We start from the raw sequence: 13,757 nt of genomic DNA on the forward strand, positions 1-13,757 counted from the left end.
GTGTTCCTCTCGATTAATATACGTAACATAAAACTTCACCACCGACATTCTGGACGCGAGCCTCCTTGTCTGTCATCACACCTTTAGAGGTAGACAAAATGGCGATTCCCAAGCCGTTCAACACACGTGGCATACTATCCACCCCAGCATACTTCCTCAGTCCGGGCTTACTCACACGTTTCAACGTGCGGATAGCCGATATTTTACTCACGGGATGGTACTTCAGTGCGATTTTGATAGTGCCCTGCAAGTTATCATCCTCGAATTTGTAATTGGTAATGTAACCCTTGTCAAAGAGTACTTTCGTAATCTCCTTCTTGAGGTTCGATGCAGGAATTTCAACAACCCTGTGGTTGGCCTTGATGGCATTCCTTACTCGGGTAAGGTAATCCGCTATTGGATCTGTATTCATTGATGTTATTTGTTATGATAACGGTTTCCGGGTGCCTTCCTGCCAACCGGACCTGCTATCGGTTAAAAAAATTCGTTACCAGGAAGCCTTCTTTACTCCCGGGATCTTTCCAGCTAATGCCATTTCGCGGAATGTTACCCGCGAAATGCCGAACTGCCGCATATAGCCCCTGGGTCTACCGGTCAGCTTGCAGCGATTGTGCAAACGAACAGGCGATGCGTTCTTGGGCAATTTATCAAGCGCGGCATAATCACCGGCTGCCTTCAGCGCGGCACGTTTCTCGGCGTATTTAGCTACCAACTTGGCACGCTTCAGTTCACGTGCCTTGATTCCTTCTTTAGCCATTAGTCGTCGTATTTTGATTTTTGAATGGTAATCCAAATTGCTTCAACAACTCCAATGCTTCAACATCCGTTTTGGCACTGGTTACAAAGGTAATGTCCATACCTTGTATTTTGTTGATCTTATCGATGTCGATTTCGGGGAAAATAATCTGCTCGGTAATACCCAGCGTATAGTTTCCACGGCCATCGAAGCCCTTATCGCTGATGCCACGGAAATCGCGGATACGCGGAAGCGCCACAGCCACCAAACGGTCCAGGAATTCGTACATCTTACTGTCACGTAGGGTTACGCGCACACCAATGGGCATCCCTTTACGCAGTTTGAAGTTAGACACGTCTTTCTTCGAGCGGGTCGCTATAGCCTTTTGGCCGGTAATAAGCGTCATCTCGCCGATGGCGTTGTCGATCAGCTTTTTATCTGCCGTAGCAGCACCTATACCCTGGCTCAGCGCAATCTTCTCCAAACGGGGAACCTGCATGATGCTCTTGTATTGGAATTTATCTTTCAGCGCTGTACGGATTTCATCCTTATACTTTGCTTTTAATCTTGGAATGTAAGCCATTAGTCAATCTCCTCCCCTGATTTTTTTGCTATACGTACAATTTTTTTCTTGCCGTTTACTTCCTTCACCTTACGCCCCACCCGGGTTGGTTTACCTGATTTCGGGTCGATAAGCGCGAGGTTGGAAATATGGATGGCAGCTTCCACTTCAACTATCCCCCCGTTGGGGTTGGCAGCACTTGGCTTGGTATGTTTCTTCACGATATTTACGCCTTCAACAATTGCCCTGTTTTCAGCTACCAATACCTGCAATACCTTTCCTTGCGACCCTCTGGAGTTGCCGGAGATGACCTTTACCAAATCCCCTGTGCGGATTTTCAGTTTATGCGTCGATGTCTTTGTCTGTCCCATGATTATAATACCTCCGGTGCTAATGATACAATTTTCATGAACTGCTTTTCACGCAATTCCCGTGCTACCGGGCCGAAGATACGCGTTCCCCGCGGCTCATCCTGATTATTCAACAATACGGCAGCATTGTCGTCAAACCGGATATAAGATCCATCCTTACGGCGGATTTCCTTCTTTGTGCGGACAACTACTGCTTTGGAAACCGTGCCTTTTTTCACGTTCCCTGATGGCAAAGCACTTTTCACGGTTACAACAACTTTATCACCGATCGATGCATAACGTTTGCCGGTACCGCCCAACACACGGATCACTAATACTTCTTTAGCTCCGCTGTTGTCGGCCACATTGAGTCTTGATTCCTGTTGTACCATGTTACTTAGCCCTCTCTAAAATTTCTACTAATCGCCAATTCTTGGTCTTGCTCAGCGGACGAGTTTCCATGATCAACACCGTATCGCCGATACCGCAGGTGTTTTCCTCGTCATGAGCCTTGAATTTGGTAGTCTTCTTTACGAATTTACCATAGATGGGGTGCTTTACTTTACGCTCAACAGCCACCACGATGGACTTATCCATTTTGTTGCTTACTACCAAGCCGATCCTTGTTTTCCTTAAATTTCTTTCCATTTTCCAATGTCAATTTATGCCTCAGCGGCTGTTTCGCTAGCGTCGTTGGCCGCTTTTTCGGCCTTCTTGCGTTTCGTCAATTCAGTCATCAACCGCGCAATGGTTTTGCGCGTATACTTGATGCGATTGGGATTCTCTATCGCCGAAACAGCGTGTGCAAACTTCAATTTAGTGAGGGCAGCCTTTTCTTCTGCGATTTGGGCTACTAAGTCCTCTGTTGACAATTCTACGATTTCTGAATTTTTCATGTCTATCAATTATAATACTGGATACCTCCATCAGCGAACTCCGCGGTTTGTTCCCCACGGCGGCTTGCCGGTAACGGCGGCAAAACCAAATGCAGGCAGCGCCAGCAGTTTATGTTTATACGTAGTCCCTACGTATCACAAACTTCGTTTGTACGGGCAGCTTCTGTGCGGCAAGTCGTAGTGCTTCTTTGGCTACCTCCAAAGGCACGCCTTCTGCTTCAAACAACATCCGCCCCGGGCGTACCACGGCCACCCAATATTCGGGTGCACCTTTACCCTTACCCATCCGCACCTCCGCAGGTTTTTTGGTAACGGGTTTATCAGGGAAAATACGGATCCATACCTGGCCTTCACGTTTCATATAACGGGTTACCGCAATACGTGCTGCCTCAATCTGGCGACTGGTGATCCAAGCGGGCTCCATTGATTTGATACCGAATGAGCCAAAGGCCAACTCCGCCCCACGGGTGGCGTTGCCTTTCATGCGGCCCTTTTGCATCTTCCTGAACTTTGTTCTTTTTGGCTGTAACATGTTCGTATCTTATAATCTCCCGACTCAGCGGGATTCTTCTTGTTAACTGTTAATTATTATCTTCCGCTACGATGGCCGCCACCACGGTTGCCACCACCACGTTGTTGACCATGGCCTCCACGGCGGTCACCTCCGCGGCGCTCACCGCCACCACGACGGTCCCGGTCGCCACCACGGAAATCTCCACTGCCTTCCCCACGTGGCTTCGCTCCCGAAGTCTGGCCTACGTTGGGCGACAGGTCGCGTTTCCCATACACCTCACCTTTACATATCCACACCTTTACTCCGATTTTACCGTATGTAGTCAGTGCTTCTACCAGTGCATAATCGATGTCTGCACGGAACGTGTGCAACGGGATTCGGCCTTCTTTATATTGTTCGGTACGGGCCATCTCAGCCCCGCCCAAACGGCCGGAGCACATGATCTTGATACCTTCAGCCCCCATACGCATGGTAGAGGCTATGGACGTCTTCATGGCACGGCGGAAAGAAATCCGCGCTTCCAGTTGCTTCGCCACACCTTCAGCTACCAAATGTGCTTCCAACTCAGGCCGCTTGATCTCGAAGATATTGATCTGTACATCCTTTTTCGTCAACTTTTTCAACTCTTCCTTGATTTTGTCGACTTCCTGTCCGCCCTTACCAATAACGATACCAGGGCGTGCGGTATGAATGGTAACCGTGATACGCTTCAACGTACGCTCGATAACCACCTTAGCCACACCGCCTTTGGCGATACGGACCGACAGGTACTTGCGGATTTTCTCATCCTCAACTAATTTATCGGAATAGTTCTTTCCGCCGAACCAATTGGAATCCCAACCTTTGATGATTCCTAATCTGTTACCTATTGGATTTGCTTTTTGTCCCATTACTTGATAAATTAGTTTTGTGCAATGTTGTTCTTGCTATCTACCACAAGCGTAACGTGGTTTGAGCGTTTACGGATACGGTAACCACGACCTTGCGGTGCTGGCCGTAACCTTTTCAATTGCCGACCACCGCCTACGAAGACTTCCTTAACGAACAACTCGCTTTCTTCCACAGATTTATCTTCATTCTTGGTTTCCCAGTTCTTGATCGCTGAAAGCAGCAGCTTCTCTACGCGGATGGCCGCTTCCTTATTGGTATGTTTCAGGATATACAGGGCATTTTCTACCTTTTCGCCACGGATCAGATCCACTACCAGCCGCATTTTACGTGGCGACGTAGGGCAATTCAATAATTTGGCAGTAGAAGCTCCTCCTACCTGAGCCTTTTCCTGCTCTTTGCGCTGTTTGATGATAACAGACTTCTTTAGTTTACGTGTTGCTTCCATTACCTATTATTTTTTCTTTTCTGCGTGGCCCCTGAATGTGCGCGTGGGCGCAAACTCACCAAGCTTATGACCAACCATATTCTCCGTCACATATACGGGGATGAATTTATTGCCGTTGTGTACAGCAAAGGTATGGCCTACAAAATCAGGTGAAATCATTGATCTGCGAGACCAGGTCTTGACCACTGATTTCTTGTTTGTTTCATTCATAGAAAGAACTTTTCTTTCTAAGTTATGGTCGATATAAGGACCTTTTTTAATTGAACGAGCCACTATTTCTTCCTTTTCTCAATGATGTAACGATTCGATGTTTTCTTCAAACTGCGGGTCTTGTAGCCTTTGGCCAGCAAGCCCTTGCGTGAGCGGGGATGTCCACCGGATGCACGGCCTTCACCACCACCCATCGGGTGATCCACAGGGTTCATGGCTACACCGCGTACGCGTGGCCTGCGGCCCAACCACCTTTTCCGCCCGGCTTTACCCAGTACCTCATTTGCTTTCTCAGCATTGGATACGGAGCCGATAGTTGCCAGGCAAGTGGCCAATATCATACGTGTTTCGCCCGAAGGCAGTTTGATAATCGCATATTTGCCATCGCGTGCCGAAAGCTGGGCATACGTACCCGCACTACGCGCAATGGTACCACCTTGGCCAGGGTTCAGCTCGATATTGTGGATGATGGAACCCAATGGAATCGACTGCAGCGGTAACGTGTTGCCGATTTCAGGGGCCACGGAATCGCCGGAAACAATCACCTGCCCCACCTTGAGCCCTTCAGGGGCAATGATGTAACGCTTTTCGCCGTCCACATAATGCAACAGCGCAATGCGTGCGGTACGATTGGGATCGTATTCTATCGTGGCAACTTTTGCGGGGACATCTTTTTTATCGCGTTTAAAATCTATCAGTCGGTATGATTTTTTGTGTCCCCCACCGAGGTAACGCATAGTCATTTTACCGGAGTTGTTTCTCCCGCCCGACTTTTTGATTTTTACAACCAACGACTTCTCAGGTACATTGGTGGTAATATCGGAATAGTCTCCACCTACTCTGAAGCGGGTGCCGGGGGTAACCGGTTTGAATCTTTTAACTGCCATCTCTTATTATATCGTACTGTAAAAGTCAATAGTTTCGCCATCTTTTATCGTGATGATGGCCTTCTTGTATTTCGGGGTCCTCCCGGATACAAACCCTGCCTTGGTATAGCGGTTCTTGGCCTTACCGGCTACCACAATAGTGTTGACAGCCAAAACGGTTACGCCAAACATCTGCTCCACAGCTTGTTTGATTTGTATCTTGTTTGCCTTAGGGTCTACCTTAAATGCATAGCGGTTCAGCTTTTCCGTGAGCAGCGATGCCTTTTCAGTCAATACGGGCTTCTTAATAATTTCCATGTTACTTGGCAAGTGCCTCCTCCAATGTTTTTACAGCATCCGTTGTCAACAAAAGTTTGCCCGCATTCAATACATCGTATGTATTCAATTCATTGGCGGTAATCACCTTTGCTTTCTTAAGGTTCCTGCTTGATAAATAAACGTTGTTGTTTTGAACGGGTAGTACCAATAAGGTCTTCTCGTTGGTCAAGTTCAGGCTGTTCACCAAATTCACGTAGTTCTTGGTTTTGACGCTATCGAAATTGACCTCATCCAATACCACGATGTTATTTTCCTTGGCTTTATAACTCAGCGCCGACTTACGGGCCAACGATTTGAGTTTCTTGTTCAGTTTGAAACTGTAATCGCGGGGTTGCGGACCGAAGATACGGCCACCGCCATTGAATAAAGGAGATTTGATGCTCCCCGCACGGGCACCACCGGTACCTTTTTGCTTATGGAGCTTGCGGGTAGAACCGGCAATCTCATTACGTTGCTTGGATTTATGCGTTCCCTGGCGCTGATTTGCCAGGTATTGCTTCACATCCAAATAAATCGCGTGGTCATTGGGCTCTACGCCGAATACCGACTCAGGAAGCTGCACCTTGGCACCTGTTTCTTTACCTGATATATTTAAAACGTTAACTTCCATCTCCTTATTTATCTACGATTACGTAAGAACCTTTGGCCCCGGGGATGGAACCACTTACCACGAGCAGGTTTTGCTCCTCGTAAACCTTCAACACTTGCAGGTTCTGCACCTTCACACGGTCGCCGCCGGTACGCCCTGCCATCTTCTTGCCCTTGAACACACGAGACGGCCATGATGCGGCACCAAGCGAACCCAACGCACGTTGGCGGTTGTGCTGTCCGTGGGTGGCCCCACCAACACCGCCGAAACCGTGGCGTTTCATTACACCCTGGAAACCTTTTCCTTTTGAAGTACCGACGACATCAATGTACTCGCCCTCTTCAAAAATGGAAACGGTTACCACCTCGCCGAGCTGTTTCTCATCGGGGAAGGTTTTAAATTCTACCAATTTACGCTTGGGCGTCGTTTTCGCTTTGGCGAAATGCCCTTTCAAAGGTGCCGATGTGTTCTTCTCTTTGGCTTCATCAAAAGCGAGTTGAACAGCGGAATAGCCATCCTTTTCTTCCGTGCGTATCTGCGTTACCACGCACGGGCCAGCTTCGATTACGGTACATGGGATATTCTTCCCGTCCGCATCAAAAATGCTGGTCATTCCTACTTTTTTTCCAATAATTCCAGACATGTTTTTATTATTCTATTAACGTCCATCGAAGCAGTAGGGCTTCGTTCAAGACATACCATCCCCTCAAAAGGGACGGCAAAGATAGGAAACTTACAGTAAGTATCAAACAGTTAGTAAATTATTTTTTTATTTTCCATATCTGCGCCCTTTTGTCTGCCCGCACCCCCTCCTATGCTTTGCCTACAGTAGTAATACTTCTCCCCATAGTTTCCCGATGGTCTCCCGTTGAAACGCCGTCTTTAGGCATTTTTGCCGAGGTATGGTGGGATATCATAGGGATATCCCACGGGGAACGCATGGATAGGACATAACGCTTGCTGCAGAGATCGGGCTATGGGGCGCCCCCAAGCAGGGGCTGCCCTTCTAGCAACCTTCTATAACGCATCAGCGCTTCGATATAGTAGTAATCGGCGTAGGTAAGTGGCACATCGATTTCGCTGCCATGTGGTATAGACCCCACACTATGCAGCAGGATGAAACCGCCATTTGTGCCGATTTCCGCTTTATAGGATGGAGATGAGAGGCTTTGAAGGATTTTTTCCGCTTGGGCCAGATAATCATGGCCTTCATCGCCTTTTATTTGGGTGCTGAATTCGATTAATGCCGAAGCCAATATTGATGCCGTCGAGGCATCCCGGTAGGTTTTATATGTTGTCGCATAAGGACTGTCCTCAGGGAGATCAGGCGCATTAAAATCCCAAAAAGGCACCAGGTCGGCGGGCATATTGGGATGGTCCAGGATAAACGACGCAATCTGCTTCGCGAAATCAAGGTACGTCTCATCACCCGTTTCGCGATACATCATTACATAGCCATACAATCCCCAGGCTTGCCCGCGTGCCCAGGCCGACTCATCAAACGCACCTTGGGCTGTTTTTCTACCCACGATACTGCCATCCACTGGATTGTAATCAATCACATGATACGAGCTGTGGTCCGGTCGGTAGTGATTTTTCATCGTCGTGTTGGCGTGCGTCACGGCGATATCACGGTACTTGGGGTCACCGCTCAGCTTGGATACTTGGGTAAGGAACTCCAAGTTCATCATGTTATCGATGATGACCGGGTAGGTCCACCCTTCCCACGAGCGTATGGCTTTGACCGTAGGGTTATACCGGCTAATCAATGACTCCGCACCGGTAAGCAATATTTCTTCATACGCGGCTGTATCACCGGTAAGCCGGAGTGCATTGCCAAAACTGCAATATAGCATGAAGCCCAGATCGTGGGTCCCTTTGTTATACTTTTCTTTCTCAAGGATAGCCAGCTTGTCTTTGGCTAACTGTAGCAATTCCTCATCCCCTGAATATTCATATAGGTATAGCAATGAGCCGGGATAGAAGCCCGATGTCCACCATTCTGTATTCGAAAACACGCTGGTATCGCCTTGGAAAGTCCGAGGCATTCGGTCGGTAGGCACGCTATCAGCCAAAACTTTTATCTGGGCAACGGCATCATCGAGCTGCTCATTGATAAATTCAGGGCTGAGCTGCAAACTATCACTGGGTTCCCTGGATTGACTCTGGCATGCCGAAGCAACCACCGTTACCACCACAAGGGCTAACATAACATATTTTAAAGAAGCGACCATCAGTTTATCACATAATATTGGTTAAGCGACCAAAAGTAGGCTTTTGCAGGCAAATGTGCAAACGTTTACGTCAGCTATCTTCGGCTGATGTCGCTTACGTAGCCACTTCACTGAGCATAATCGGTACGTTTTGTTCAAACGATCGCTGAGCAGCCACCGCAATCATCGCCGCTTTCAGCCCATCATCGCCCCTCACCGGTATCTCAAGGTCATCCCGCACGGCTTTGATGAAAGCCTGCATCTCCGTGAGGTATGATGTGGTATAGCGGTCCATAAAAAAGTGCAGCGGCAGTGATGATTGCGCCCCACCGCTATGGTAATACACATGGTTGTCCGGCTTGTTGTTATCTACCAACGCCATTCCCTCGGAGCCGAAAACTTCCAGCCGTTGGTCATACCCATATACCGCTTGCCGACTATTATCGATCACCGCCATGGAACCGTCTTCAAAGGTCAATGTCACTACGGTCGTATCTATATCGCCTGCAGTTGCCACTGCTCCTCCGGTGAGTGTAGCAGCCGCAGCATATACTTGCACTACCTCTTTACCCGTGATATACCGTGCCATGTCGAAATCATGGATAGCCATGTCCATAAACAGCCCCCCGGAACTTTGCAGATAGGCCAACGATGGTGGTGCCGGGTCGCGGCTGGTTATTTTTACCATATGTACAGTGCCAATTTTCCCTTCACAGACCAGCGAGCGCAACTTCATGAAATTCGCATCAAACCGCCGGTTGAAGCCCAGCATCAGTTTGATGCGACTTTGCTTTACGATGGTCAGCGTCTGCTCGATGCGCGTGAGCGAAAGGTCAAGTGGCTTTTCGCAGAATACATGCTTGCCCATGCGGGCACACCGCTCTACGTAATCGGCATGGGTGTCCGTGGGCGAACAGATAACGACTGCATCAACCCTTGGGTCGTCAATGAGTTTATCGGCCTCCGTGTGCCGCACGTGTGTCGGTAATGCATCATGGCATACATCAGCGACCATCACCACCTCAGCCTCTGGTATTTGCTGGGTGATATTGTTATAGTGTATTTTACCAATCCGGCCAAGGCCGATAATCCCGATTTTCAGTTGCATAAACTGTTTGTTTTAATGGCAATGTATTATAGTCCTAATTGTCTTAAATAAGCTCGATTATTATTGGCACATATTTTTGGTGCCCCCATCCCTGGCAATACATCCTGCTCCACCACAATCCATCCGTTATAGCCATCGGCACCAAGTGTTGCCAATATGGCACCGAAATCTACCACTCCCTTTCCCAATTCACAAAACACGCCCCGCTTCACCGATTCGAAATAATCCCACTCGTTTGCGCCCGATGCCGCACCGACTTGCGCGGCATAATCTTTGAAGTGCACGTGCCAAATACGATTTCCGTACTGATTGACCGCAGCCATGGGATTGCCACCGCCAAAGGCGTAATGCCCCGTATCGAAGCAGAGACCAAGCAGTTGCGGATCGGTCAATGACATCAGGGTGTCGAGTTCTTGGGGCGTTTCCACATAACCGCCACAATGGTGGTGGAATACTGTGCGCATCCCGTATTCTTCTTTCACCGCCTGTGCCACTTGCATTGCGCCTTGGGCGAACGTCTCCCATTGGCGCTCATCCAAACCCATTGCCGGGGTTATACGCCCCGCGTAGGCTGTACGTAAAGGAACCGTCCCATTATCATCGGCAAGCACAATAAAAGCATCCGTATAATCCGCGTCAGCCATCAATCCCGCTACCCGCAGGGCATTCGCCACACCTCTCTGGTGGGCACCCTTTTGTACCAACGGCACCGGTACAAATGCACCCACGAGATCCAACTGGAACCGGCTGACGACCTCCTTGAGCGCAGCGGGCTCCGTGGGCATAAATCCCCAGTCGCCCAATTCGGTTCCCACATAACCGGTTTCCCTGATTTCCCGCAACACCTGCAGATGGTCTGGTGCCTCCGCCTCGAGATCAAATTCCAATGCTCCCCAAGAACAAGGCGCGTTCGCTACTTTTATTCCTTCCATACCGTTAAAATTTTCGTGACCATTCTTTTGGCCACCGCTCGATGACTACCTTGGTCTGTGTGAAAAATTCGATGGCATGTCTTCCTTGACCATGCAGGTCGCCAAAGAAGCTATCGTTCCAACCACTGAAGGGGAATTGTGCCATCGGCGCAGCCACACCGATATTTATGCCGACATTCCCTGCGTTGACCTCGCTACGAAACTTCCGCGCATTGGCACCGCTGCTCGTAAACAAGCACGCCATGTTGCCGTAGTGGTTACGATTGATGAACTCCAGTGCAGCATCGACCGTAGGCAAGTTAATGAGGCTCATCACCGGTCCGAATATCTCGGTCTGTATGATTTCTCCACCCAGCGGCACATTTTCCAATATAGTGGGCTTAATGAAGTTACCCGTTTCAAAACCTTCGATCGCTGCATTCCGGCCGTCCAGCAGCAAATTCGCGCCTTCGTGCACCCCTTGTTCGATAAGCTGTTCGATCCGGGCTTTGCTCTCAGTAGAAATCACCGGCCCCATTTCCACGTCATCCAGTAGGCCATACCCTGTCTTCCTGCTTTTGGCCGCTTCGTACAAGGCGTCCTTCACACGTCCCTGCTCATCGCCTACCACCAAAATATTCGAAGCCGCCAGGCAACGTTGCCCTGCGCACCCGTACACACTATCGGTGACGATTCGGGAGGTTGTATCCAAATCCGCATCTGGAAGGACAACCACCGGATTTTTCGCTCCCCCTTGCGCCTGCACGCGCTTGCCATATTGTGCTCCCTTGGCATAAATATACCGGGCCACACGGGTGGAACCCACAAAACTGATTGCTTTTATCCCCGGATGTTCCAGTATTGCATCTACCGATGCCTTCCCGCCGTGCACCAAATTGACCACACCCGGGGGCAACCCGATTTGGTCGATTAACTGCATTACCTTCTGCATCGTTAGCGGCACCTTTTCCGACGGCTTAATGATAAAGCTGTTGCCGCATGCAATCGCATACGGCAGAAACCAAAAGGCGATCATTCCCGGGAAATTGAACGGTACGATACCCGCACACACACCCACTGGCTGGCGTATGACAAACTCATCAATGCCCCGCGTTATATTTTCCGAGAATTCACTTTGCAACAGCGTCGGTGCGGCACACGCCGTTTCTACATTTTCTATGGCACGCTGCAGTTCGCCAATCGACTCCGCTTTGGTCTTACCGCATTCATTCGTAATGGTCTCTGCCAGTTCGTCCAAATGCTGCTCTAATAATACCTTCAACCGGTACAAGGGTTGCACCCGCTGCATTACGGGCACAGCTGCCCAATCCGCTTGGGCACGCAATGCCGCTTCCACCGCATCCCCCACATCGGCAGCCGTATCGTCTCCGTGCGGCACTCGTCCCATTGGTGCCTGGGTAGCCGGATTTATGATATCGATGGCTTGGCGCTCCCGGCTTGCCTGCCAGTGCCCATTGATGTAATTCTGTAATATTTCCATGAACTATTCCTATTTTAAACATTTCCCAATAAGATGTAAATCACCAGCGTAATAACTACCAGCGTGATTGCAAAAGGCTTGGTATACCGCCACGCCTCCATCGGTACAGCTGTGGTATCCAGCGGAGCAACCGCCGTGGTCTGTGCCGGGTAAAGCCGGGATACCCCGAACATGACGCCCATATTCAGCAAAAACTCGATTCCCCAGATATGTATGAAGTGAATATCCACCTTTAAGATGAATGTGCACAACACGTAAAAAATTAACCCGGTAAACAGGGCCGCTTTGGCCCCGGCAGCCGAAATACGCTTGAAAAAAAAACCGCCGATCATGATGGACGCGATAGGGATAAAAAAGATACCGTTCAGTTCCTGCAGCAATTGGAACAGCCCCTCGGGTGCATTAGCCACAAAAGGTGCCGCCACGATAGAAGTTATGGCGAGTAAGGTCGCCACCATCCGCCCCATAGTCACCAGCTTCTTTTCCGGTGCCCCTGTTCTGATCATCCGCTTATATACATCGATACTGAAAATGGTCGACGCACTGTTGAGCACCGCATTGAACGTACTGAGTACGGCACCCATGATTACCGCAGCAAAAAGCCCCAAGAGCGGCATCGGCAGGATTCTTTTGACCAACTCGGGGTATACCATGTCTTGATTGTCATAAAAGGCATCGCTGAAATAATAATAACCGATTACACCGGGCAAGACAATAATGAAAGGAACGAGGATCTTCAGCAGGCCGGTATATAATAGCCCTTTTTGCGCTTCCTTAAGATTTTTCGCACCCAGCACCCGCTGAACAATCGTTTGATTCATGCACCAGAAGTATAGCTGGTTAATCACTAGTCCGGTGAAAAGCGTACTGAATGGCATCACCGAATCTTCTGTGCCGATAACGTTGAATTTTTCTGGACTGTGTTCGAAAACGCGGGCCAAACCGTTCAGTGGATTCCCATCACCGATATAGATGAGTGCCAAAACAGGTATCAGCAAGCCACCGAAAAGCAATCCATAACCGTAAATAACGTCCGAAACAGAAACTGCTTTCAGGCCGCCAATGATGGCATAGGCAGCACCGATACATCCCACCACCACCACCGTAATCCAAAGGCCGGTCTCTCGGCTCACACCCAATACTTCCGAAATATTGAAAATACTTTCCAGGTTGATGGCCCCCGTGTATAAAACAATCGGCAATAGGGTCACGGCAAAAGAAACCAATAAAAACAGTGCAATCAACGAACGAGTGCCCTTGTCGAATCGCCTTTCCAAGTATTCCGGTATGGTGGTAAGCCCCATCCGCAAGTACTTAGGCACAAAATACACCGCCGCTGCGATAAGCGCCAAGGCGGAGGTCACCTCCCAAGCGATGATGATAAATCCGTTTTTATAGGCCGAACCGTTCATACCGACCAGGTGTTCAGTCGAGATGTTCGTCATAATCATGGAGGCGGCGATTACCGGCCCCGTCAGGCTCCGACCCCCAAGGAAATAGCCATCTTGCGTACTCAGGTTGTCCTTACGCATGCGGAGCCAAGCATAGATACCCACAAATAGGGTAAACCCTACGAAACTAATAATGGCAATTAGGGACGATGAAGATTCAAACATAAGCAACGGT

The 13,757-nt window shown here is 49.3% G+C and carries 20 protein-coding genes; all 20 read right to left on the reverse strand.

What is annotated here, in order from left to right; translation table 11 throughout:
- Positions 1-13 precede the first annotated feature (13 nt).
- The gene (gene rpsH, locus NGM62_RS00250) at positions 14-412 is read right to left on the reverse strand and encodes a 30S ribosomal protein S8 (protein WP_262245011.1); all 399 of its coding nucleotides are present in this window, start codon (positions 410-412) and stop codon (positions 14-16) included.
- A 75-nt stretch (positions 413-487) separates the two neighbouring features.
- The gene (gene rpsN / locus NGM62_RS00255) at positions 488-757 is read right to left on the reverse strand and encodes a 30S ribosomal protein S14 (RefSeq protein ID WP_262245012.1); all 270 of its coding nucleotides are present in this window, start codon (positions 755-757) and stop codon (positions 488-490) included.
- A complete protein-coding gene (gene rplE, locus NGM62_RS00260; protein ID WP_315975838.1) occupies positions 750-1,319 on the reverse strand; it encodes a 50S ribosomal protein L5 in 570 nt (189 codons plus the stop codon). Before rplE ends, rpsN begins: the two co-directional genes overlap by 8 nt.
- Positions 1,319-1,669, reverse strand: coding sequence for a 50S ribosomal protein L24 (gene rplX / locus NGM62_RS00265; protein WP_315975839.1), 351 nt, complete (start codon positions 1,667-1,669; stop codon positions 1,319-1,321). Before rplX ends, rplE begins: the two co-directional genes overlap by 1 nt.
- A 2-nt stretch (positions 1,670-1,671) precedes the next feature.
- Entirely contained in the window at positions 1,672-2,040 is a 369-nt protein-coding gene (rplN, locus tag NGM62_RS00270; RefSeq protein WP_262245014.1) for a 50S ribosomal protein L14, read from the reverse strand.
- A 1-nt stretch (position 2,041) separates the two neighbouring features.
- Entirely contained in the window at positions 2,042-2,296 is a 255-nt protein-coding gene (rpsQ, locus tag NGM62_RS00275) for a 30S ribosomal protein S17 (protein WP_130143043.1), read from the reverse strand.
- Between the two features lie 14 nt (positions 2,297-2,310).
- Positions 2,311-2,544 carry a 50S ribosomal protein L29 gene (gene rpmC / locus NGM62_RS00280; RefSeq protein WP_262245017.1) on the reverse strand — a complete coding sequence of 78 codons (234 nt, stop codon included), beginning with the start codon at positions 2,542-2,544 and terminating at the stop codon, positions 2,311-2,313.
- Between the two features lie 115 nt (positions 2,545-2,659).
- A complete protein-coding gene (gene rplP / locus NGM62_RS00285; RefSeq protein ID WP_262245019.1) occupies positions 2,660-3,076 on the reverse strand; it encodes a 50S ribosomal protein L16 in 417 nt (138 codons plus the stop codon).
- Between the two features lie 56 nt (positions 3,077-3,132).
- Positions 3,133-3,948 carry a 30S ribosomal protein S3 gene (gene rpsC / locus NGM62_RS00290; RefSeq protein WP_262245021.1) on the reverse strand — a complete coding sequence of 272 codons (816 nt, stop codon included), beginning with the start codon at positions 3,946-3,948 and terminating at the stop codon, positions 3,133-3,135.
- Between the two features lie 11 nt (positions 3,949-3,959).
- Positions 3,960-4,394: a 50S ribosomal protein L22 gene (rplV, locus tag NGM62_RS00295; protein WP_262245022.1), complete on the reverse strand. Its 435-nt coding sequence runs from the start codon at positions 4,392-4,394 to the stop codon at positions 3,960-3,962.
- A 6-nt stretch (positions 4,395-4,400) separates the two neighbouring features.
- Complete coding sequence (gene rpsS, locus NGM62_RS00300) at positions 4,401-4,667, reverse strand: 30S ribosomal protein S19 (RefSeq protein ID WP_013665004.1); 267 nt, start codon at positions 4,665-4,667, stop codon at positions 4,401-4,403.
- The gene (gene rplB, locus NGM62_RS00305; protein WP_262245023.1) at positions 4,667-5,491 is read right to left on the reverse strand and encodes a 50S ribosomal protein L2; all 825 of its coding nucleotides are present in this window, start codon (positions 5,489-5,491) and stop codon (positions 4,667-4,669) included. The genes rpsS and rplB overlap by 1 nt, the downstream gene beginning before the upstream one ends.
- Before the next feature lie 6 nt (positions 5,492-5,497).
- On the reverse strand, positions 5,498-5,788 hold the full coding sequence (gene rplW, locus NGM62_RS00310; protein WP_262245026.1) for a 50S ribosomal protein L23: 291 nt from the start codon (positions 5,786-5,788) through the stop codon (positions 5,498-5,500).
- A gap of 1 nt (position 5,789) precedes the next feature.
- On the reverse strand, positions 5,790-6,419 hold the full coding sequence (gene rplD, locus NGM62_RS00315; RefSeq protein ID WP_262245027.1) for a 50S ribosomal protein L4: 630 nt from the start codon (positions 6,417-6,419) through the stop codon (positions 5,790-5,792).
- 4 nt (positions 6,420-6,423) lie between these two features.
- Positions 6,424-7,041, reverse strand: a complete 618-nt coding sequence (gene rplC, locus NGM62_RS00320) for a 50S ribosomal protein L3 (RefSeq protein WP_262245029.1) — start codon at positions 7,039-7,041, stop codon at positions 6,424-6,426.
- A gap of 331 nt (positions 7,042-7,372) precedes the next feature.
- On the reverse strand, positions 7,373-8,608 hold the full coding sequence (locus tag NGM62_RS00325) for a glycoside hydrolase family 88 protein (protein ID WP_262245030.1): 1,236 nt from the start codon (positions 8,606-8,608) through the stop codon (positions 7,373-7,375).
- Between the two features lie 118 nt (positions 8,609-8,726).
- Entirely contained in the window at positions 8,727-9,719 is a 993-nt protein-coding gene (gene iolG / locus NGM62_RS00330) for an inositol 2-dehydrogenase (RefSeq protein ID WP_262245031.1), read from the reverse strand.
- A 26-nt stretch (positions 9,720-9,745) separates the two neighbouring features.
- A complete protein-coding gene (locus NGM62_RS00335; RefSeq protein WP_262245033.1) occupies positions 9,746-10,651 on the reverse strand; it encodes a TIM barrel protein in 906 nt (301 codons plus the stop codon).
- Between the two features lie 4 nt (positions 10,652-10,655).
- Positions 10,656-12,131, reverse strand: a complete 1,476-nt coding sequence (locus tag NGM62_RS00340) for a CoA-acylating methylmalonate-semialdehyde dehydrogenase (protein WP_262245035.1) — start codon at positions 12,129-12,131, stop codon at positions 10,656-10,658.
- Between the two features lie 14 nt (positions 12,132-12,145).
- A complete protein-coding gene (locus NGM62_RS00345; protein WP_262245037.1) occupies positions 12,146-13,747 on the reverse strand; it encodes a solute:sodium symporter family transporter in 1,602 nt (533 codons plus the stop codon).
- Positions 13,748-13,757: the final 10 nt, after the last annotated feature.

The organism is Parapedobacter soli (assembly GCF_025460835.1).
GTDB lineage: Bacteria > Bacteroidota > Bacteroidia > Sphingobacteriales > Sphingobacteriaceae > Parapedobacter > Parapedobacter soli.